The organism is Hymenobacter sp. 15J16-1T3B (assembly GCF_020711235.1).
Lineage (GTDB): Bacteria > Bacteroidota > Bacteroidia > Cytophagales > Hymenobacteraceae > Solirubrum.
Genome location: NZ_JAJFAV010000022.1, coordinates 43,390 through 65,169, shown reverse-complemented (window position 1 = coordinate 65,169; position 21,780 = coordinate 43,390). Strand labels below are relative to the sequence as shown.

The window sequence follows — 21,780 nt, the reverse complement described above, 5'->3', positions numbered from 1 at the left end:
AGAAAAAGAACGTCATGCTGAGCCTGCCGAAGCATCTCTACCGCTTCATTGCCCCTCACCCCCGGCCCCTCTCCGAAAAGGAGAGGGGAGCCTGACGGCCAGAAGCACGGCTATGGCCACACATCTGCCCTTGTTTAGTTACAACCAAGGCGTAACGCAAGCAGCACCGAATACCCAAATCTGCCTTCCCACATGAAACATACCCTCGCCCTTTCCCTGCTCTTCGCCGCCGCGCTAGCCCAAACGCCGGCGCAGGCCCAGGCGCCGAAGTGGCCGGCCATTACCCAGCAAACCAAGCCCTGGACGCGCTGGTGGTGGGAGGGCAGCGCCGTGAACCAGCAGGACCTCACGCGGTTGATGACGCAGTACCAGCAGGCCGGGCTGGGCGGTATGGAAATCACGACCATCTACGGGGTGAAGGGCGCCGAAAAGCAGTTCATCGACTTTCTCTCGCCCAAGTGGGTCGACATGCTCACCTACACGCTCACCGAGGCCAACCGCCTAGGCCTGGGCATCGACGTGGCGCAGGCCTCGGGCTGGCCCTTTGGTGGGCCTTGGGTAACGCCCGAGGATGCCTGCAAGTACGTGACCTACCGCACCTACGAGGTGAAAGGCGGCGCACAGCTCGCGGAAGCCGTGAGCTATGTGCAGAAGCCCTTGATGCGGGCCGTGGGCCAGCCCATGGACGTAAAAACCATGGCCCAGCCGGTGGCCAAGAACCCCGACCTGCAGCTGCACGCCTTCGATCAGGTGCGCTTTGAAAAGCCGCTGCCCCTGCAGACGCTGATGGCCTACTCCGACAAGGGCCAGACGGTGGATCTGACCACCAAAGTGGGCGCCGACGGCAAGCTGAGCTGGACCGCGCCGGCCGGGGCCAACTGGACACTCTACGCCCTCTTCCAGGGCTGGCACGGCAAGCAGGTGGAGCGCGCCGGCCCGGGCGGGGAGGGCGACGTCATCGACCACCTTTCCAAAACCGCCACCGACAACTACCTGCGCCACTTCGACGAAGCCTTTAAGGGCCGCGACCTGAAAGCGGTGCGCGCCTTTTTCAACGATTCCTACGAGGTAGACGACGCCCAGGGCGAGGCCAACTGGACCCCGCTGCTGCTCACGGAGTTTCAGAAGCGCCGCGGCTACGAGTTGCGCCAGCACCTGCCCGCGCTGCTCGGCAAGGCGGCCGACGACGAGAACCGCCGCGTGCTCAGCGACTACCGCGAAACCGTGTCGGAACTGCTGCTGGAAAACTACACCCGCACCTGGCGCGACTGGGCCCGCACCCACGACGCGCTCATCCGCAACCAGGCCCACGGCTCCCCAGCTAACATCCTGGACCTCTACGCAGTGACGGACATTCCCGAGACGGAAGGGGAGGATTTGCTGCGCATCAAATTTGCCTCTTCGGCTGCCCACGTGACGGGCAAGCCGCTGACTTCGGCCGAAACCGCCACCTGGGAAAACGACCATTTCCTCTCGTCCCTGAGCGACGTGAAAAAGGCCGTGGACCGCATGCTGCTCGGCGGCGTGAACCACATCTTCTACCACGGCACCAACTACTCGCCGCAGGCCGCCGCCTGGCCGGGCTGGCTGTTCTACGCCGCGGTGCACTTCAACCCGAACAACTCGTTCTGGCCCGATTTCGGGCAGCTCAACCGCTACGCCGCGCACTGCCAGAGCTTTTTGCAGGCCGGGCAGCCCGCCAACGACGTGCTGCTCTACCTGCCCACCTACGACTCCTTCGCCCAGCCCAACAAGCAGCCCGCCCCGGCCGACGTGGACCGTGCCAAGCTCCTGCTGCAGCACTACGATGGCATCGACCACGGCTTCAAGGGCATGCCGGTGGGCCAGACCGGCGAAGAGCTGCTCAAGCGCGGCTACGGCTTCGATTTTATATCCGACCGGCAGGTGCAGCAGCTCAAAGGCAGCGGCGCCAGCCTGCAAACCGGCGGCACCAGCTACCGGACCATCGTGGTACCCGCAGCCCGCATCATGCCCCTGGCCACGCTGGAGCAGCTCGTGAAGCTGGCCCAGGGCGGAGCCACCGTGGCATTCCAGGGCGCGCTGCCCACCGACGTCAACGGCCTGGGCAACCTCGACGCCCGCCGCGCCGCCTTCAAGAAGCTGCTCGGGCAGATCAAGCCCGGCCCGGCCGCTAATGGCGTGCAGAAAGCCACCGTAGGCAAAGGCACGGTGCTCGTGGGGGCGGAGGTGGAGCCGCTGCTGGCCGCCGCGGGCGTGCGCCGCGAAACCATGGTGGACAACGGGCTGGAGTTTATTCGCCGCCGCCACGCCAAGGGCCACTACTACTTCGTGACCAACTGGAGCGACAAGGCCGTGGACGGCTGGGTGCCCCTGCACACGGCCGCCAAAGCCGTGGCCCTCTACAACCCGCTGACCGAAAAGCTGGGCATGGCCGGGCTGCGCAATTCGGCTCAGAGTACGCCCGAAGTGTACCTGCAGCTGGCTCCGGGCGAGTCGTGCATTCTGGAAACCAACGAGGCTCCGGTCAGCGCCCCGGCCTACGCCTACCTCAAGCCGGCCGGCGCCGCCCAGCCCGTGGCGGGCCCCTGGAGCGTGAGCTTCGTGGCGGGTGGCCCCACGCTGCCGGCCAAAACCGAAACCCAGCAGCTGACTTCCTGGACCACCTTCAGCGAGGCGGCCAAGGCGTTTTCCGGCACGGCTTCCTACACCACCACCTTCGCCCCGCCCGCCGGCTCGGCTGCGGATGGCTGGCTGCTCGACCTGGGCCGGGTAGCCCAAAGTGCCCGCGTGCAGCTCAACGGCCAGGACCTAGGCACCCTCATCGGCCCGACCTACCAGGTGTTCATCCCGAAGGAGCAGCTCAAAGCCTCGAACACGCTCACAGTACTCGTCAGCAACGGCATGGCCAACCGCATCATCGACATGGACAAGCGTGGCATCGAGTACCGCCACTTCTACAACGTGAACCTGGCGGCCAAGCTCAAGGAAAACCGCAACGAGCAGGGCCTGTTCACCGCCATCAAGTGGGAGCCCAAAGAGTCCGGCCTGCTCGGGCCCGTGACGCTGACGCCGACCACGGCCCGGGCTGAGAAGCTGCAGTAGGCATCGCGCCGATTAATCAAAGAATGGTAATAAGAACGTCATCCTGAGCCGTAGCGAAGGATCTTCCTCACGCCCTGCACCGGCCGCTAATGCCGACGTGCAGGCGCTACTCACACTGAACGATAAAAGCGCAGCCACCAGCGCTGTAGTGTTGGTGGCTGCGCTTAGGAGTCGGTGCAAGGTGCGAGAAAGGCCCTTGGCTACGCCGACCTTCGGTTCGCTCTGCTAAGGCTGACAGACGAAACATGAATATGCTTTCCCGCCGCACCTTTCTCGCCGGCCTGGCTTTGGCGCCGTTTGCGCGGGCCTGGGCCGGCCTCGCCGACGACGCCAAACCCTCCTTGCTGCTGCCCAAAGGCAGCCTGGCCAAGTTCAGCAAGCACCTGAAGCCCATCGGGCGGCAGCTGGAGCTGGAGGACTACTACGTGTGGTGCAACAGCCCCATCTATGGGCCCGACGGGCGGGTGCACGTGTTTTTCTCGCGCTGGCCCAAGAGCAAGGGCATGGGCGGCTGGCTCAACGGCTGCGAAATCTGCCGCGCCGTGGCCGATCGGCCCGAAGGTCCCTTTGCGTTTCAGGAAGTGGTGCTGGCCCCGCGCGGCCCCGGCTTCTGGGACGCCACCACCTGCCACAACCCGCACATTCAGTTCGTCGACGGTCGGTACGCGCTGTTTTTCATGGGCACTTCCAACGGCAAGACCAGCACCAAGCGCATCGGTCTGGCCCTGGCCGACAAGCTCGAAGGCCCCTGGACGCGCCCCGACGCCCCGCTGCTGCTGCCCGGTGCTGAGGGCGCCTGGGACGACCACTGCACTACCAACCCGGCCTTTGTGAAGCACCCCAGCGGGCAGTACTGGCTGTACTACAAGTCGTGGAATACCCGCGAGTACGAGACGAGCAAGGACCCCGTGGTGCGCGGCAACCGCAAGTACGGCCTGGCCGTGGCCGAGCGGCTCGAAGGGCCCTACGTCAAGTTCGCGGGCAATCCTGTTATCGACTTCTCGCGCCTCGGCGACAACCAGCAGAACAAGCAGTTTGAGGACGCCTTCCTGTGGCTGCAGCACGGCAAATTCCACCTGCTGGCCCGCGACATGGGCGTGTACAACCACGAAGTCGGCCTCTACCTCGACTCGCACGACGGCAAGCAGTGGAGCTACCCCAAGGTGGCCTTTCTGCCCATCCGCGAATACGGCGTGCAGGAGCCGCCCGCGCCCAAGAACCTCAAGCGCTACGGCCGCCTGGAGCGCCCGCAACTGCTGATGCGGGACGGCAAGCCGGAGTACATGTTCTGCGCCTCCCAGGGCGGTCGGTTCATGACGGCGTCCTCGTTTGTATTCAAGATTACCTAAGCCAGCCGCGCTGCTTCCCGCCATGCTCCACCGCCCGTTTCTGCTTGCCGCGGCCGCCCTGCTGCTGAGCCGCACCGCCCAGGCCAACATCACCCTGCCCAAGCTGCTGACCGACCACCTCGTGCTCCAGCAGAAAACCACCGTAGCCCTCTGGGGCTGGGCCGACCCGGGCGAGCAAGTGACCGTGAGGGCCGGCTGGGCGAAAAAGCCCGTGCAAGTCACGGCCGATGCGCAGGGCAGCTGGCAGGTGCGCCTGCCCACCGCCAAGGCCGGCGGGCCCTACACGCTCACGTTTCAGGGGAAGAACCAGCTGACCGTGCAGGACGTGCTGCTTGGTGAAGTCTGGCTCTGCGGCGGGCAGTCCAACATGGTCTTCCCTATCAGCAAGCGGCCTAACAGCGGCTCGTACTCGGGCGTCGTCAACGAAGCGGAGGTGAAGCCCCGGGCCAATTACCCACAGATCCGCATGTTCACGGTGGCCAACAAAACCGCCGACGAGCCCCAGCGCGACGTGCCCGGCGGGCAGTGGACCGCCTGCAGCCCCGAAACGGTGGGCGAGTTTTCGGCCGTGGCCTACTTTTTCGCCCAGGAAGTGTACGAGCAGACCAAGGTGCCCATTGGGCTGATCAACGCCACCTGGGGCGGCACCCCGGCCGAGTCGTGGACGCGGCGCGAGGTGCTGGAAAACGACGCCGACTTTCGGCCCATTCTGGAGCGCTATGAGCGCGGGCTAAGCACCTACGAGCAGGATTACGCCGCTTACAAAGCCGCCCAGCAGCTCTACAAGGAGGAAAAAGCCGCTAACCCCCAGCTGCGCCGCGCGGCGCCCAAGGAGCCCGTCGGGGCCACGAGCAACAAGTCGCCTTACAAGAACTACAACGCCATGATTCACCCGCTGGCGCCCTACACGCTGCGCGGCGTCATCTGGTACCAGGGCGAAAACAACGCCGACCGCGGCTACCAGTACCGCCGCCTGTTTCCGGCCCTGATCAGCAGCTGGCGGCAGGAGTGGGGCCAGCCCGCGTTGCCCTTCTACTTCGTGCAGATTGCCCCGCACCGCTCGGCCCGCCCCGAGTTGCGCGAAGCCCAGCTGCTGACCATGCAAACCGTGCCCCATACCGGCATGGCCGTCATCACCGACGCGGGCGACTCCCTCGACATCCACCCGCGCAACAAGCAGGTGGTGGGCCACCGCCTCGCGCAGTGGGCCCTGGCCAATGAATACGGCCAGCGCAAGCGCCCCACCTCCGGCCCGATTTACGAGGCTATGCAGGTGGAAAACGGCCGGGTGCGCCTGCGCTTCCAGCACTCCGACGGCGGCCTCGTGGCCCAGGGCGGCGCGCTGCGCGAGTTCACCGTGGCCGGGCCCGACAGCTTGTTTCGCCCCGCCCAGGCCCGCATCGAGGGCAAGGAGGTGGTGGTGTGGAGCGAGGAGGTGCCGCAGCCCGTGGCCGTGCGCTTTGCCTGGAAGCCCACGCCCTTCCCCAACTTCTACAACGGCGCCGGCCTGCCCGCCTCGCCCTTCCGCACCGACCAGTGGCGCACGCCCTCCCAGGGCAAACGCTGATGCAACGAGGGCCCGCGTCCTCCAGGTAGCAAGTAGGTTGGGTGTGCAAGCTCGTTTTGAGTTTCTTCGCCGACTTGCCCGGGCGGCGGCTTGCCGAAGCAGAACCGGGCGGGAGTTGTCAGACGCTGGCCTGGTAATCCCCCTGGGCAGCTACCGCTCGACACCCACGCATCTATCCACCCAAACTCCGCGCTACTACCCATGGAAGAACTAGCCTTTACCATGCAGCTCAAGCCCGGCGCGGCCGCCGAGTACCGCCGGCGCCACGACGAAATCTGGCCCGAACTAACCGCGGCTCTGCGCGCGGCCGGCATCCGCGACTACTCCATCTTTCTCGACGAAGCTTCGGGCCGGCTCTTCGCCGTGCAGAAGCGCCTGCCCGCCTTGCCGGTGATGCAGCGCTGGTGGGCCCACATGGCCGAGCTGATGGACACCCACCCCGACCACGCGCCGGTGGTGCAGCCGCTCACGCGGGTCTTCCACGCCGATTAGCCGCGGCGGCCCGGCAAAACGCCCGATAGCAGGAGGGTGCGGGACGGTGCGGGCGGGGGCCGGCCGCAACTTGGCCCCGTGGGAATCTTCTGGCTGGTGGCCCGGGCCCCGGCCGCAGCGGAGCAGCAGCGTCACCTGCTGCCCCGCGGGCCCCAGCCAGATTGCCCCGCGCCGCCCTCACGCCCCGTCCGCCCATGCCTTCCCTGCTCACCCTTCTGCTGCCCCTGCTGGCCTGGCTCGGCAGCTTCGCGCCGGCGGCGCCCTTCGACGCCAATTGGGTGAACAACGTGGGCGCCCGCACCCAGCCCGCCGGCCAAACCGTGTTTCCGGTGACGAAGTACGGCGCCGTGGCTGACGGCCAAACCCTCAACACCCGGGCCATTCAGCAGGCCATCGACGCGGCGGCCCGCAAAGGCGGCGTGGTCACGTTTGCCCCGGGCCGGTACCTCACCGGCTCCATTTTTCTGAAGAAGGGCGTCACGCTGCACCTTGCCAAGGGCGTGATCCTGCTCGGCAGCCAGAACCTCCAGGATTACCCCGAACTGCCCTCCCGGGTGGCCGGCATTGAAATGGTGTGGCCCGCCGGGCTGATCAACATCCTCGGGCAGGACAACGTGGCCATTACCGGCGAAGGCACCGTGGACGGGCAGGGCCAGCCGTTCTGGGACAACTACTGGGCCCTGCGCAAGGAGTACGAAGCCAAGGGCCTGCGCTGGATTGTCGACTACGACGCCAAGCGCCCGCGCACGCTCGTCGTGGCCAACTCCTCTAACGTCACGCTCCGGGGCATCACCCTGCAGCGCGCCGGCTTCTGGACGGTGCACATTCTCTACTCCCAAAACGTGACGGCCGACGGCCTCGTCGTGCGCAACAACCTGGGCGGGCACGGCCCGAGCACCGACGGCATCGACATCGATTCCTCCAGCTACGTGCTGGTGCAAAACTGCGACATCGACTGCAACGACGACAACTTCTGCCTCAAGGCCGGCCGCGACTGGGACGGGCTGCGCGTGAACCGCCCCGCCGAGTACATCCTCATCCAAAACTGCGTGGCCGGCGCCGGCGGGGGGCTGCTGACTTGCGGCAGCGAAACTTCCGGCGGCATCCGCCACGTCATTGCCCGCGGCCTCCGGGCCCGGGGCACGCAGTGCGGTATCCGCCTGAAGTCGGCCACCAACCGCGGCGGCACGGTGGAAGACATCTTGGTCGAAAACATCGAGCTGGAGCAGGTGCGCTGGCCCATCAGCGTGAGCATGAACTGGAACCCCGCGTACAGCTACTCCGCCCTGCCGGCCGGCTACACCGAGGCCACGCTGCCCGAGCACTGGAAAAAGATGCTGGCCCGGGTGACGCCCGAGCAGGGCACCCCGCACTTCCGCCACGTGACCATCCGCAACCTGCGCGCTACCGGCGCCCAGGTTGCCATAACGGCCGAGGGCCTGCCGGGTTCGGTGCTCGAAAACTTCACCTTGGCCGACATCAGCATCCGCAGCGCTGCGGCCGGCAACATCGACTACGCCAAGGGCTGGAACATCCGCCGGCTCGACATCCAAGCTGCCAACCGGCAGCCCGTGGCCGTGACCAACAGCGCAGACATGCAGAATTAATCGTAGGCATTCGAACAACCCAACAGACCGTCAGGTCGAGCTTGTCGAAACATTTCGCGGGCTGATGCCAGGTAGTACCCACACAAGAGAAATGACTACTTGGCGAAACGTCCCGCTGCGCTCGACCTGACGGACTGGAATCACGCTCAACCAACCCCACCATCCATGTTCAACTTAAGCGGCAAGACGGCCGTCATCACCGGCGGCGGCTCGGGCATCGGCCGCGCCATCAGCCAGCTGTTTGCCCGCCAGGGCGCCGCCGTGCACATCATCGAGCTGAGCGCCGAAGCCGGCCAGGCCACCGCCGACGAAATAAGCCAGGCGGGCGGCACGGCCCGGGTGCACGCCGCCGACGTAAGCCAGCAGGCCCCGGTGCAGGCCGTGTTCGAGGCCATTGGCCGGGTCGATATTCTCGTCAACAACGCCGGCATTGCCCACATCGGCAACGTGGAAACGACCTCCGAAGCCGACCTCGACCGCGTGTACCAGGTGAACGTGAAGGGCGCCTACAACTGCCTGCACGCCGCCGTGCCGCGCATGAAGCAGCAGGGCGGGGGCGCCATCCTGAACCTGGCCAGCATTGCCGCCCACGTGGGCCTGTCCGACCGTTTGGCCTACAGCATGAGCAAGGGCGCCATCTTCGCCATGACGCTGTCCGTGGCCCGCGACTACATGGCCCACGGCATCCGCTGCAACAGCGTGTCGCCGGCCCGGGTGCACACGCCCTTCGTCGACGGCTTCATCGCCAAAAACTACGCCGGCCGCGAGGCGGAAATGTTCGACAAGCTCTCCAAAAGCCAGCCCATCGGCCGCATGGCCAAGCCCGAAGAAGTGGCCGCCCTGGCCCTGTACCTCTGCTCCGACGAAGCCGGCTTCGTCACCGGCTGCGACTACCCGCTCGACGGCGGCTTCATCACGCTGAATAACTAGATTTTCGTTCTTTCTAGCACGTCATTCCGAACGCCACTCGCTCGTCATGTCGAGCGAAGTCGAGACATCCCGCGTGCTGACGCCCGAGAGTAACCTCAACGAGAGGGGGACTATCCGGCGCGACGTCTCGGCTGCGCTCGACCTGACGGTCCTTTTCAGGTCGTGCAACGGTGCCCGCCTAATGTCTTGGCGGTGCCCGGCGTGACGGGCTGGTCCTGCTAATTTCACTCTCCTCCATGAAACTCATCCGCTTCGGCCTGCCCAACCAGGAAAAACCCGGCGTCATCGTCGGCGGCACGCGCTACGACGTGTCGGCCCACTTCGTCGATTTCGACGAGAAATTCTTCGCCCACGGCGGCCTGCAGCAGCTGGCCGACTTGCTGCAAACCCAGGCCGCCCAGCTGCCGGTGGTGGCCGCCGACGTGCGCCTCGGCGCCCCGGTGGCCCGGCCCTCCAAAATTGTGTGCGTGGGCCTCAACTACGCCGACCACGCCCGCGAAACCGGCGCCGCCACGCCCGCCGAGCCCATCCTGTTCATGAAGTCGACCACCGCCGTGGTGGGCCCCAACGACGACATCATCATCCCGAAGAACTCGGTGAAAACCGACTGGGAAGTGGAGCTGGCCGTAGTGATTGGCCGGAAAGCTTCGTACGTGGACGAGGCCGACGCGCTGCAGTACGTGGCCGGCTACGCCCTGCACAACGACGTGTCGGAGCGCGAATTCCAGATCGAGCGCGGCGGCACCTGGGACAAGGGCAAGGGCTGCGACACCTTCGCGCCCATCGGCCCCTTCCTGGCCACGCCCGACGAGCTGGGCGACATCGACAACCTGCGCCTGTGGCTGACGGTGAACGGGCAGAAAATGCAGGACGGCACCACCGCCGAGCTGATTTTCCGCATTCCGCACCTGATCAGCTACATCTCGCAGTTCATGACCCTGCTCCCCGGCGACGTGATTTCCACCGGCACCCCGGCCGGCGTGGGCCTGGGCTTCAAGCCGCCCGTGTACCTGCAGCCCGGCGACGTGGTGGAGCTGGGCATCGACGGGCTGGGCACCTCCCGCCAAACGGTGAAGGCCTATGGCCAGAATTGACGCCCACCAGCATTTCTGGCGCTACGAGCCCGTGCGCGACGCCTGGATAACCGACGACATGGCCGTTATCCAGCGCGACTTCCTGCCCGCCGACCTGGCCCCCCTGTTGCGGGAGCACGGCTTCGACGGCTGCGTGGTGGTGCAATCGGACCAGTCGGAGGCCGAAAACGAGTTTCAGCTGGCCAATGCCGCCCCGCATGACTTCGTGCGCGGCGTCGTCGGTTGGGTGGATCTGCGGGCCGAGGATGTGGCCGAGCGGCTGGCGCACTACCGGCAGTTCGCGAAGCTCAAGGGCTTTCGGCACGTGCTGCAGGGCGAAACCGACCGGGCCCTGATGCTGCAGCCAGCGTTTCAGCGCGGCATCCGGGCCCTCTCGGCCCACGGCTTCACCTACGACGTGCTCATCTTCCCCGATCAGCTGCCGTACGCCGTTGAACTGGCCGCGGCGCACCCGAATCAGCCCTTTGTGCTCGACCACATCGCCAAGCCCTACATCAAGCGCGGCGACATCGACGGCTGGAAAAAGGATATGCAGACCCTGGCCGCGCGTGAGAACGTGTGGTGCAAAGTTTCCGGCATGGTCACCGAGGCCGACTGGCAGCGCTGGCAGCCCGCCGACTTCCGGCCCTACCTCGACGTGGTGTTCGACGCCTTCGGGCCCGGGCGCGTCATGTTCGGCTCCGACTGGCCGGTGTGCCTCGTGGCCGGCCAGTACGGGCAGGTGGTGGGCTTGGTCGAGCAGTACCTGCGCGCCTTCTCCGCCGACGAGCAGCGCCGCTTCTGGGGCGACAACGCCGCCCGGTTCTACCGGCTATAGAGACGCGTATTCGCGTCTCGTCGTGGAATGGTCTGCGGCGAACGAGGCGGCATAAACAACATCAGCAATCGAAGATCAACGCATTTCCACCATGAATCTGGAGCTTCAGGACAAAGTCATCATCGTCAGCGGCGGGGCCAAGGGCATCGGCGAGGGCATCGTGCGGGTGCTGGCCGCCGAGGGCGCCGTGCCCGTCATCATCGGCCGCAACGAAGCCGACAACCAGCAGGCCGTGGCGGCCGTGCAAGCCGCCGGGGGCCGGGCCGGGCAGGTAGCCGCCGAGCTGGCCGACCCCGAGGCCTGCGCCCGGGCCGTGCAGCAGGTCCTTGCGCAGTTCGGCCGCATCGACGGGCTGGTTAACAACGCCGGCGTCAACGACGGGGTGGGGCTGGAGCACGGCGACTACGCTGGCTTCATGGCCTCGCTGCACAAGAACGTGGTGCACTACTACCTGCTGGCCCACCACGCGCTGCCGGAGCTGAAACGCAACAAGGGCAGCATCGTCAACATCACCAGCAAGACGGCCGAAACCGGGCAGGGCAACACCTCGGCTTACGCCGCCGCCAACGGCGCCCGTAACGCGCTGACCCGCGAATGGGCCGTGGAACTGCTGAAATACGGCATCCGCGTCAACGCCGTGGTGGTGGCCGAAAGCTGGACCCCGGCCTACGAAACCTGGATTCAAACCCTGCCCAACCCGGAAGAAAAGCTGCGCGAAATCACCAGCAAGATTCCGCTGGAAAACCGCATGACCACGCCCGAGGAAATTGCCAACACGGTGGCCTTTTTGCTCTCTGGGCGCAGCTCGCACACCACCGGCCAGATCATCCACGTCGACGGCGGCTACGTGCACCTCGACCGGGCCCTGGCCAACGCTGATTAGCGTGGTTTGGCATGCGCGGTGCAGGCGCTGAAACTCAGATTGCGCTGAAATCCGCTACCCTTGCAGCGTGAATCGACCCTACCGGATAGTCATTGGCAGCCCCGTCGACTACGAGGAGCTGGTAGCGTACATCGTTATCAACGGGGTGTATGTAGCGCTTCTAGATCAGGACCAGGGCGAGCTTAACGTAACACTCTTGAGCGAGGTCAAAGGGCTTCCTTTTGACGTGTTAGTGGAGGCGCTTCAGGAAGCAAAACGGCAGCTACTGCAGTAGCTGCCGTTTTGCTTCATGGGCCTACCGCTTGCGGTGCTACCGCAGCAGCACCACCAAGCTGCGCGCCCCGTGCGCCCCGATAACCAGGGACTGCTCGATATCCGCCGTCTTCGAGGGGCCGGCAATGAACACGCCGTAATTGCCGGTGTGCTGCACGGCCGCGTAGGCTTGGTGCATGGTGGCCACGATGTTCTCGTGGTCGAGCACGAGGGCCAGATGCTGGGCAATCATGGGCAGAGCGCGGTGCAGCATGTTGGCCTCGGGCACCCACACGGCCCCGTTTTCGGCCACGCCCAGCTCCCCGCGCAGCACGGCCACGTCCACGGCTTCGAGCACCGCCGTGGGCGTCTGCTGGTCGACGGGAACCGTGCTCGGCATCAGGTCCGAGGCCACGCGCCCGGCGTCGGGGAATAGCTGACGTATGGCGTCTTCCAGCGGCTGATCAGCGGCCAGGCGGATAACCTGCCCGCCGATGAAGTGCAGCCAGTGCGCGAACTGCTCCACCGTAGCCTCGCCGCCGAAATCGGCCACCGGGGGCAGGGGAGTGGGTTCGGGCCGGTTGCGGCGCACGGCCGCCAAGATGGATTCGCGGGAGGACATTTGGCAAGTGCTGAAGTTGCGAAAGGTGAAATTGTGACAGGCGGAAGTGCGGGATGGTAGTTCGGAATTTCTTCCTGCTGGAAGGCCAGAACGTGCATTCACAACTTCCCCTGTCACAATTTTACCACCTGCTCCGCGTACCAGTCGCGGAAGCTTTGCTTGGGCGGCTCGGGCAGCTCCCGGGCCTTGGCCCAGGGGTTGAACGCCGCGGCGTGGGTGAGGCCGTGGGGCAGCAGACGCAGGCCTTCACGGGCTATTTTTCCGCCGAAGCGGTAGATGCCGGGATGGGCCAGCACGGTGCTCAGGAGCTTCATGCCCAGCTTTTTGGAGGCCGGCAATTCGCCTTCCTGGGCAATGATCTGCCGCCACTTGTAGAGCTGGGCGTGGATGTCGATTTTGACCGGGCACACGTCGGTGCAGGAGCCGCAGAGCGTGCTGGCGAAGGGCAGCGTGCTGTGCTGGCGCATGTCGATGTTGGGCGAGAGGATGGCGCCGATGGGGCCGGGCACGGTGAAATCGTAGCTGTGGCCGCCGCTGCGCCGGTACACCGGGCAGGTGTTCATGCAGGCCCCGCAGCGGATGCACTTCAGCGAGTTGCGGAAGTCGGGGCGGCCCAGCTGCCGGGTGCGCCCGTTGTCGACGATGACGATGTGCATCGCGCGGCCCTCGGCGGGCTTGGCGAAGTGCGAGGTGTAGGTGGTGACGGGCTGTCCGGTGGCGCTGCGGGCCAGCAGGCGGGTGAAGACGCCTAGGTCGGCGGTGCGCGGAATGAGCTTTTCCATGCCCATGCAGGCAATGTGCACCTGCGCCAGGTTCACGCCCAAATCGGCGTTGCCCTCGTTGGTGCACACCACCACGGCCCCGGTTTCGGCCACGGCGAAGTTGACCCCGGTAATGGCCACTTGGCCGATGAGAAACTTCTCGCGCAGGTGCTGGCGGGCGGCTTCGGTCAGGTTCTGCGGGTCTTTTTCGCCCTTGGGCGTGCCCAGGTGCACGTGGAAGGTCTCGCCCACGTCCTCCTTTTTGAGGTGAATGGCGGGCAACACCAGGTGGCTGGGCGCTTCCTCGCGCAGCTGCACGATTCGCTCCCCCAGGTCGGTATCCACCACCGCAATGCCGTTTTTAATCAGGAACGGATTGAGGTGGCACTCCTCGGTGAGCATGGACTTGCTCTTCACGAGGCTGGTGGCGCCCACGCCGCGCATGATGTCGAGCACGATGCGGTTGTGCTCCGCGGCGTCGGCGGCCCAGTGCACCTGCACGCCGTTGGCGCGGGCGTTCTGCTCAAACTGCTCCAGGTACTCGTCGAGGCGACTGAGGGTGTGCTCCTTGATGTCGGAGGCCAGCTGGCGCAGCTGCTGAAACTCCGGAATGGCGTACACGGCCTTGTCGCGCTTCTGGCGCACAAACCACAGCGTTTCGTCGTGCCAGGTGGTGCGCTCTGCGTCGCTGGTAAAGGCGGCGGCTCGTTGGGGGTGACTCATGGGCAAGAAGGCGCCGAGCGGCGCGTCGTAGTGCGGACTCAGCGGGCCGCGCTACCGGTACTAATTCCTGAACGGGAAGCCGGCTAGCTTTCCGCCACAATGGGCTGCGGCACAAACGTCGACACCGACGGGCTGGGCTGCGGCAGCGCCGCGTTGAAAATTTCGGCCGCGTGCATGACGCGCATCGGCAGCTGCCGGCGGCGCACAATGCCCTCCAGGTGCATCAGGCAGGACATATCCCCGCCGGTGAGCACCTCGGTGCCGTTGAGCAGGTGGTCCTGCACTCGGTCCTGGCCCATGCGCGCCGATACGGCTTCCTCGGTGATGCAGAAGGTGCCGCCGAAGCCGCAGCACTCGTCGTTGCGGTTGAGCTCGGTCAGCGTCAGCCCGTCGACGCTGCGCAGCAGGCGGCTGAGCTGCCCGTCGCGCACCGGCGTCATTTCCGACTCGTTGGCCTGGTGCAGCCCGCGCTGCCCGTGGCAGCTCAGGTGCAGGCCCACCTGGTGCGGAAAGCGGCCCGGCAGCTCCGTCACGCCCAGTACCGTCGTGATGAAGTCGAACAGGTCAAAAGTCGACTGGCGCACGTGCTGCACGGCGCCGGTTTGCTCCACCACGTCGTAGTGCTTGCGCACGTGGTACACGCAGCTGCCCGAGGGCGCCACCACGTAGTCGTACCCGGCGAAGGTGTCGACGAAGTGATGGTACACCGGCTTGGCGTCCTGCTCGCAGCCGGTGTTGGCCATCGGCTGGCCGCAGCAGGTCTGCTGCCGCGGGAAATCGGCCTGCACGCCCAGCTTTTCCAGCAATTGGTAGGTCGCAATGCCCACCTGCGGATAAAACTGGTCGATGTAGCACGGAATAAAGAGCCCTACTTTCATTACCTCTCCCCCTAGGCCCCTCTCCGAAAAGGAGAGGGGAACTAGCTCTAGCAGTTAGAATTAGTGAAGTCTGGCTTCACATGAAAACGGTGCAGGTTCACCCCTGAATTAGCTCCAGAAACCTAAAAGCTGGTTTTCCCTCTCCATCGGAGAGGGGGCTGAGGGGAGGCACTACGTAAACAACAGCTGCGTTTTGGTCCAGGCTTCGCCCTGTTCCAGGTGCGTGAGGGCGCCCAGCGCGGTGGCCTGGGGCACTTCCAGGGTGCGGATATCGGCCTGCGGGAAGTTCCAGCTCAGCACCTGCATAAACAGCGGGTTGCGGGCGAAGCCGCCGTCGACGTAGATGATCCGCTCGTCCTGGTACACCAGCTTGATCGACTCGGTGAGAATGTCCATCAGCCCGTGGATGAGCTGGTGGTAGGCCTCGCCGGCCGTCTTGAAGCCCGACAAATCCCACTCGGTCACCGGCTCGTCCGGGAAGGGGCCGGTGCCGGCCATGCACCACGGATGGAAGGGCGCCGCCTGCGGGTCGTAGGGGCGGGCCAGCACGAAGCTGTGGTAGAAGTCCGGCTTGACCTGGAAGTGGTTGGCAATGCGCTGCACCTGGTAGTCATGCTCCCGGCCGAAGAAGCTACGCGCCGCCTTGGTCATGCGGCCCTTGGGCGAGAGGAAGCTCAGGCAGTCCCGGCGCAGCAACTCGGGCGTGAGCGGCTGGTCGTTAAACGGGTTCAGCACCACCGCCCAAGTGCCCGTCGAAACGAGCAGGAAGGGCTCCGGGCACTCCAGCAGGTAGGGCAGCACGGCCGCCGACGAGTCGTGCAGGCCCACGCCCACCAGGATGCCGTCGACCACGCCGGCCACCGAGTCCTGGGTCAGCGGGGCCAGCTTGTCGTCGATGCCCTCGCGGTACACCCAGTCGTGGTACTGGCCTTTGGCGTAGTCCCAGAGGGCCGTGTGGCAGCCCACGGAAGTGTAGTCGCTGAAGGCCTCGCCTGTGATGAGGTAGGAGAGGTACTGCGGCAGGTGCAAGGACGTGCGGATGCGCGAAAACTGCTGGGGCTTGGCGTGCTTCAGCCAGTACAGCTGCAGGCCCGAGTTGAGCATGCCCAACTGCGGCGAGCAGGTAGCGGCCGCAAACTCCTCCTTCGACTGGCCCAGTTCCTGGTAAAAGCGCTCCAGCCACTGCTCCGGCATGGGCTTGAGGTAGTTGTACAAGGGCAGCACCGGCTGTCCGTTGGCGCCCAGGTGCACGAAGGAGGCCCCGTAGGAGGTGAAGTTCACGCCCTTCACGGAGTAGCGCGGGTTCTGGCGCAAGGCGTGCCAGTGGTCCTGCACCCACTGGGTGAGGCGGGCCAGGCTCTCGCACGGAAAGCCGTCGTCGTCGACGGTATCCACGCACACGTGCTGCTTTTCCTCGATGATTTGCCGGTCTTCGTCGAAGAGGATGACCTTTTTGTTGGTCTTGCCCACGTCGAAGACGGCGTAGATGGTCTTTTTCATACGAGTTGGCGTTACAGGCCGGTCGAGAGGCTGAGCTTGCCGCGTTGCTGAATCAGCTGCTCGCGCACGGCGGCGGTGCGGTAGGCCGAAATCGGGTCGATGGCGCCGCCGGCCTGTCGGTAGGCTTCCTGCACCAGGGGCCGCACGTCGGTCAGGAACGCGTCGCGCAGCAGTTCCTCGGCCCGCACCACGTCGTTGTGTTGCTGCAGGTCACTCAGCTGAGCGCGGTCCACGAGCAGGGCCTTGGCGTAGGCGCCGAGGATGCCATCAACCGACATCAGCAGGTCTTCCAGCGGGTCCTTGGTGTTGTGGCTAGCGTCAATCATGTAGGCCACGGCCGGGTTGCTGACCGCCGAATCCTGGGCGCCGTCCACCAACTCGTTGAAAATGAGGAAGAGCTGGAAGGGCTTCATGCTGCCCGTCGTTAGGTCGTCGTCGCCGTACATGGAGCCGTTGAAGTGGAAGCCGCCGAGGCGCCCGAAGTGCAGCAAGCGGCCCACAATCTGCTCGATGTTGGTGTTGGGCAGGTGGTGGCCCAAATCCACGAGCACCTGCGCCTGTTTCCCGAGCTGCTGGCACAAGGAGTAGGAAGTGCCCCAGTCGGGGATGATCATCGAGTAGAAATTCGGCTCGTAGGGCTTGTACTCGATGAGCATGGTCCAGTCGGAGGGCAGCGCCTCGTAGATGGACGCCAAGGACTCCTGCGTGCGCTGGTAGGCGCGGCGGAAGTGCTGCTGCCCGGGGAAGTTCGAGCCGTCGGCCAGCCACACGGTGTGCGTCTTGGCCCCGAGCTGCTCGCCGTAGCGCACGCACTCGATGTTGTGCTGAATGGCCTGCTCACGCACGCCTTGCTCGGTGTGGCACAAGGAGCCGAATTTGTACGAGTAAGCTTGGTCTTTCTGGTCCTGGAAGGTATTGGAGTTGACCGAGTCAATCACCAGCTTCTGCTCCCGCAGCTGCTGCTCGATGGCGGCCACGTCCTTCGGAATATCCCAGGGAATGTGTAGGGAAATCGAGTTCGAGGAGCCGTTAAGTTGGTTGAGCAGGCCGATGTCCTGAATTTTTTCCTCCAGGTTGCGCGGCTCGCCGCCCAGCGGGAAGCGGCCGAAGCGCGTGCCGCCCGTGCCCAGCGCCCAGCTCGGAATGGCCACCTGAAACTGCACCAGCTTCTGAATTACGTCCTGCGCATCAAGGCCGCGGCGGTTGAGCAGGTCCGAGAGGTAGCCCAGGCGCAAGCTGTGCTCGGCCTGCTTGGCTTGATTGAAATCGTGGAGACGTTGGGCGTCAATCATAGTCGCGCGGGAAGAATGGCCGGGGCTGAGTGAGTAGTCACCGCCCCGCCGGGTGGGACATGGCTAAGAAGTAGCAAAGTAGTTTTGACCACGCCCGAAACTGTTCTGAACTCTCCTGCACGCGGGCCGCACGGGTAAAAAAGCTGGCCAGCAGCTTAAGGCAAACTGCACTGGGCCGGCAGATAAACTTGAAGGCCCTGCTAAGCGCCGCCGAGGCATCTCGCGGGCGGCTATCAAACGACGAAAAAAGAACGTCATGCTGAGCAGCTTGCCGAAGCAGCTCTACCGCTTCGTAGCGTCGTTCGGTAGAGATGCTTCGACAAGCTCAGCAGGACACTACTAGTTACTAACTAACAGGATGCCTAGGCCGCGCTCCGTCTGATGGGCTAAAAAGCCCTTCGGCGGTTACAACGACCCGCGCCGGATGGTGTAGAACGGGTTCTTGACCTTCTCGCGGCGCCCCTGCAGCAGCAGGGTGGCGGCCGTCTGGCCCATGGCCTCGAAGTCGGTGGAAATGACGGTGATGCCCAGCAGTTCCTTCAGGGTACTGGTGTTGAAGGAGAGGATGCCGATTTCGCGGCCCAGCAGGTAGGGCGTCTGCCGCACTTTCTTGATGAGCTCGGCCAGGTCGGTGGTTTCCACCACCACGTAGGCGGTGCCGGGCTCCAGCACCTCGTTCATGGCGTTTTCCTTGATGGCAAACTCCTTCCCGTTTTTGGCGCAGAAGGTGCGGAAGCCCCAGCCGATTTCCACCGGGTAGTTGTTGCCCACGCTCGGCAGCACCAGCACCAGCTTGTGGTACTTGGCCAGTAAGTCGTGCACGCCCTCCAGGGCCCCGAAGATGTCCTTGTCGAAGTCCTGGTACACCGCTAGTGTGGGGTGCTTCAGGTCAGGAATATCCTTGTCGAGCAGCACCAGCTCGCCGGGCGGAATGCTGTTCAAAATTGCCTTGAAATCCGCCTTATCCAAGTCTTGGGTAAAATGCGGCATCACGGCGTAATAATTGTATTTGCCGAGGCTTTTTTCCATGATATCCTGAAACAAGCTGGCGCTGTGGTGGTGGATTTGCAAATCCACCGTTGCCCGGTCGCCGAGGGCATTCAGGAAGGAGTAATAAATAATTTTTTTATACGAGCTTAATTTATTGAACACCAGCAGAATCTTGAGTTTGCTTGCGTCGGTGGCTTGCACGTAGTAGCCCTTGCCCTGCACCGAGACGATGAAGCCCCGGGCCCGCAGTTCGCGGTAGGCCTTTTCCACGGTGTCGCGGGCCAGGTAGTATTCGGCGCTCAGCTCGCTGATGGAGGGCAGCTGGTCTTCGCGTTTGAGCACGCCGCGCTCGATGTCGGTGATGACCGACTGCACGATTTGCTTGTATTTCGGGGTTTTATCAAACGGCTTAAACTGCAGTTTGTACATCGGTTGCGGCTAGGTGGCAAGGCTGGTTGGCCGGTATTCCTGCGGGCCCCGGCGCGAAGCTGGCAGCAGCGGGAAAGCGGCCCCGCAGGGCGGGGCCGGGCAAACCAGGGTGGAGGGGAGGTCTGGAGTAGACAAAACTTACTCAAATCAACTGAAAATAGAAAACAAGCCTACGGTTTAGTTGCGCAAACGATGCCGGGAACGTTGCCAGTAATTGGGATTTGGTAATTATTAAATTGATTTAATAATACTACTACAAATGCGCTAACAACTCAAGGCGGATAAAATAAATAAGCCGGCCAAGCGGCCGGCTTATTTATCCCACTGCACGCGCAGGGCATTGCGCGCGCATCCCTTTTTTAATTCGTTAGCGCACGAAGGCCATGGCCACGCCGCCGTCCACGTTCAGCACGTTGCCGGTCGACTTCGAGAGCGAGCCGTCGACGAACACGAGCACGGCTTTGGCAATGTCCTCGGCCAGCACTTCCTCGCCCAGCAGGGTGCGCTTGGCGTAGTGCGCCGGCAGGTCCTCCACCGCCACGCCGTAGGCCTTGGCGCGGCCGGCGGCCCAGTCGCCTTCCCAGATCTTGGAGCCGCGTAGCACGGCGTCGGGGTTCACGGTGTTGACGCGGATTTTGTCGGGGCCCAGCTCGGCCGCGAGCAGGCGCGACATGTGCAGCTGGGCGGCTTTGGCGGTGCCGTAGGCCACATTGTTGGGGCCGGCTACCAAGCCGTTTTTGCTGGCAATGTTCACCACGTCGCCGCCCAGGCTCTGCTGGCGCTGGATTTCGACGGCCTGCTGGGTTACCAGGAACTGGCCCTTCACCAGCACGTCGTTCAGGATGTCCCAGTCGGCCTGGGTCGTCTCGCTCAGCGGCTTGCTAATCGACAGACCGGCGCAGTTCACCACGATGTCGACGCCGCCGAACTGCAGCACCGACTGGCGCAGCGACTCGGCAATGCTCTCGGCGCTGGTCACGTCGATGGGCGCCGTCAGGGCGTTGTCCTTGCCGTAGCGCTGGCGCAGCTCGGTCTGGGTTTCTTCCAGCCGGTCACGGTCGGTAGCCACCACGCAGGCGCCGTTTTGCAGCAGGATTTCGCAGATGGCCTTGCCAATGCCGCCGGTGCCGCCGGTCACGTACGCCACCTGGCCCGAGAGGGACTTCGGCTTGGGCATGCGCTGCAGCTTGGCTTCTTCCAGCAGCCAGTACTCGATGTCGAAGGCTTCCTGCTCGGGCAAGCCCTGGTACTCCGACACGGCTTCGGCCCCGCGCATCACGTTGATGGCGTTGGTGTAGAATTCGGCGGCTACGCGGGCGGTCTGCTTGTCCTTGGCGAAGGTGAACATGCCCACGCCGGGCCACAGAATCACCACCGGGTTCGGGTCGCGACGGGCGGGCGAGTTGGCGTGCTTGCTGCGCTCGTAGTAAGCCGTGTAGTCCTGGCGGTAGGCCTCAAACTGCTCCTGCAGGTACTCCTTTACCGCCGGCAGCGGCTGGTGCATCTGCGCCGGGTCGAGGACGAGCGGGCGGATTTTGGTGCGCAGGAAGTGGTCGGGGCAAGAGGTGCCCAGGCGCGCCAGGCGCGGCAGGTCGTTGGAATTCACGAACTCCAGCACGCGGCTGTCGTCGGTGTAGTGGCCGAGCATGCGGCGGTGGCCCGAGGCCAGCCCGCGCAGGGTGGGCATCACGGCGGCGGCCTGCTGGCGGCGCTGGGTGGCGTCCAAGGTTTGCTCCTGCTTCACGCCGCCGAAAACGGGGCGGCGCTTGCCGTAGTTTTCTTCGAGGTAGCTGGCGGCCTGCTCGATGACTTCCAGCGTGTTGATGTAGGAATCGTAGCTGGTGTCGCCCCAGGTGAAGAGGCCGTGGCCGCCGAGGATGACGCCGCGCAGGCCGGGGTTGTTTTTCACCACTTCCTCCAGCTTCAAGCCAAGGTCGAAGCCCGGGCGCTGCCAGGGCAGCCAGGCCATGGTGTCGCCCCAGATGTCGTGCATGATCTGCTCGCCGTCCTTGCTGGCGGCAATGGCAATCAGCGCGTCGGGGTGCAGGTGGTCGATGTGCTTGAAGGGCAGCAGGCCGTGCAGCGGGGTGTCAATCGAGGGGGCGGCGCACTTCGGGTCGAACAGGCAGTGGTCGAACAGGGCCACCATCTCGTCTTCGAACTCCAGGCCGCGGTAGCGCTGCTTCAGGGCGTGCAGCTTGTCGACGTAGAGGTTGGCGCAGCCGGCCTTGGTGAGCGTGCCGATGTCGCCGCCCGAGCCCTTCACCCACATCACCTCTACCGGCTGGCCCGTTACGGGGTCGGTTTCGGTGATTTTGCAGGAGGTATTGCCGCCGGCGTAGTTGGTCAGGCGCAGGTCGGCGCCCAGCAAGTTCGAGCGGTAGAGGAACAGAGCTACTTCGTCGCCGGCCAGTTGGGCCGCCTTCGCATCGTCCCACAGGTAGCTGACGTGCTGGAAGGTGAGCGTTTTTTCCATAGTGCGCCTTGGTTAGTGTCGCGGGGAATGGGTA

At 64.7% G+C, this 21,780-nt stretch carries 17 protein-coding genes; 10 read left to right on the top strand and 7 right to left on the bottom strand.

Annotated elements, in window-relative coordinates:
• The first annotated feature begins 192 nt into the window (after positions 1-192).
• The 10 genes from LJ737_RS25150 to LJ737_RS25105 all read left to right on the top strand — a co-directional run bounded on the left by LJ737_RS25150 (position 193) and on the right by LJ737_RS25105 (position 12,097).
• Entirely contained in the window at positions 193-3,084 is a 2,892-nt protein-coding gene (locus tag LJ737_RS25150) for a glycosyl hydrolase (protein ID WP_227769534.1), read from the top strand.
• A 245-nt stretch (positions 3,085-3,329) separates the two neighbouring features.
• Positions 3,330-4,433 (top strand): glycoside hydrolase family protein, encoded by a 1,104-nt coding sequence (locus LJ737_RS25145; protein WP_227769533.1) that lies wholly within the window; start codon positions 3,330-3,332, stop codon positions 4,431-4,433.
• A gap of 22 nt (positions 4,434-4,455) precedes the next feature.
• Positions 4,456-6,000, top strand: a complete 1,545-nt coding sequence (locus tag LJ737_RS25140) for a sialate O-acetylesterase (RefSeq protein ID WP_227769532.1) — start codon at positions 4,456-4,458, stop codon at positions 5,998-6,000.
• A 201-nt stretch (positions 6,001-6,201) separates the two neighbouring features.
• Positions 6,202-6,492, top strand: a complete 291-nt coding sequence (locus LJ737_RS25135; protein WP_227769531.1) for an L-rhamnose mutarotase — start codon at positions 6,202-6,204, stop codon at positions 6,490-6,492.
• A 194-nt stretch (positions 6,493-6,686) separates the two neighbouring features.
• Positions 6,687-8,099: a glycoside hydrolase family 28 protein gene (locus tag LJ737_RS25130; protein WP_227769530.1), complete on the top strand. Its 1,413-nt coding sequence runs from the start codon at positions 6,687-6,689 to the stop codon at positions 8,097-8,099.
• Between the two features lie 165 nt (positions 8,100-8,264).
• Entirely contained in the window at positions 8,265-9,029 is a 765-nt protein-coding gene (locus tag LJ737_RS25125; RefSeq protein ID WP_227769529.1) for an SDR family NAD(P)-dependent oxidoreductase, read from the top strand.
• 236 nt (positions 9,030-9,265) lie between these two features.
• Entirely contained in the window at positions 9,266-10,123 is an 858-nt protein-coding gene (locus LJ737_RS25120; RefSeq protein WP_227769528.1) for a fumarylacetoacetate hydrolase family protein, read from the top strand.
• Positions 10,110-10,940, top strand: coding sequence for an amidohydrolase family protein (locus tag LJ737_RS25115; RefSeq protein ID WP_227769527.1), 831 nt, complete (start codon positions 10,110-10,112; stop codon positions 10,938-10,940). Before LJ737_RS25120 ends, LJ737_RS25115 begins: the two co-directional genes overlap by 14 nt.
• Before the next feature lie 91 nt (positions 10,941-11,031).
• Positions 11,032-11,823, top strand: coding sequence for an L-fucose dehydrogenase (locus LJ737_RS25110; RefSeq protein WP_227769526.1), 792 nt, complete (start codon positions 11,032-11,034; stop codon positions 11,821-11,823).
• Positions 11,824-11,890: 67 nt separating this feature from the next.
• Positions 11,891-12,097 (top strand): hypothetical protein, encoded by a 207-nt coding sequence (locus LJ737_RS25105; protein ID WP_227769525.1) that lies wholly within the window; start codon positions 11,891-11,893, stop codon positions 12,095-12,097.
• 36 nt (positions 12,098-12,133) lie between these two features.
• Here the strand turns inward: LJ737_RS25105 and LJ737_RS25100 are convergent, their stop codons facing one another.
• From LJ737_RS25100 to LJ737_RS25070, 7 genes are all read right to left on the bottom strand, one after another.
• The gene (locus LJ737_RS25100) at positions 12,134-12,697 is read right to left on the bottom strand and encodes a LutC/YkgG family protein (RefSeq protein WP_227769524.1); all 564 of its coding nucleotides are present in this window, start codon (positions 12,695-12,697) and stop codon (positions 12,134-12,136) included.
• 113 nt (positions 12,698-12,810) lie between these two features.
• The gene (locus LJ737_RS25095) at positions 12,811-14,181 is read right to left on the bottom strand and encodes a lactate utilization protein B (RefSeq protein ID WP_227769523.1); all 1,371 of its coding nucleotides are present in this window, start codon (positions 14,179-14,181) and stop codon (positions 12,811-12,813) included.
• 83 nt (positions 14,182-14,264) lie between these two features.
• Entirely contained in the window at positions 14,265-15,059 is a 795-nt protein-coding gene (locus tag LJ737_RS25090; protein ID WP_227769522.1) for a (Fe-S)-binding protein, read from the bottom strand.
• A gap of 171 nt (positions 15,060-15,230) precedes the next feature.
• Positions 15,231-16,559 carry an FGGY-family carbohydrate kinase gene (locus LJ737_RS25085; protein ID WP_227769521.1) on the bottom strand — a complete coding sequence of 443 codons (1,329 nt, stop codon included), beginning with the start codon at positions 16,557-16,559 and terminating at the stop codon, positions 15,231-15,233.
• Positions 16,560-16,570: 11 nt separating this feature from the next.
• Entirely contained in the window at positions 16,571-17,851 is a 1,281-nt protein-coding gene (locus tag LJ737_RS25080; protein WP_227769520.1) for a sugar isomerase, read from the bottom strand.
• Positions 17,852-18,256: 405 nt separating this feature from the next.
• A complete protein-coding gene (locus LJ737_RS25075; RefSeq protein WP_227769519.1) occupies positions 18,257-19,270 on the bottom strand; it encodes a GntR family transcriptional regulator in 1,014 nt (337 codons plus the stop codon).
• A gap of 367 nt (positions 19,271-19,637) precedes the next feature.
• Complete coding sequence (locus LJ737_RS25070; protein ID WP_227769518.1) at positions 19,638-21,746, bottom strand: bifunctional aldolase/short-chain dehydrogenase; 2,109 nt, start codon at positions 21,744-21,746, stop codon at positions 19,638-19,640.
• Positions 21,747-21,780: the final 34 nt, after the last annotated feature.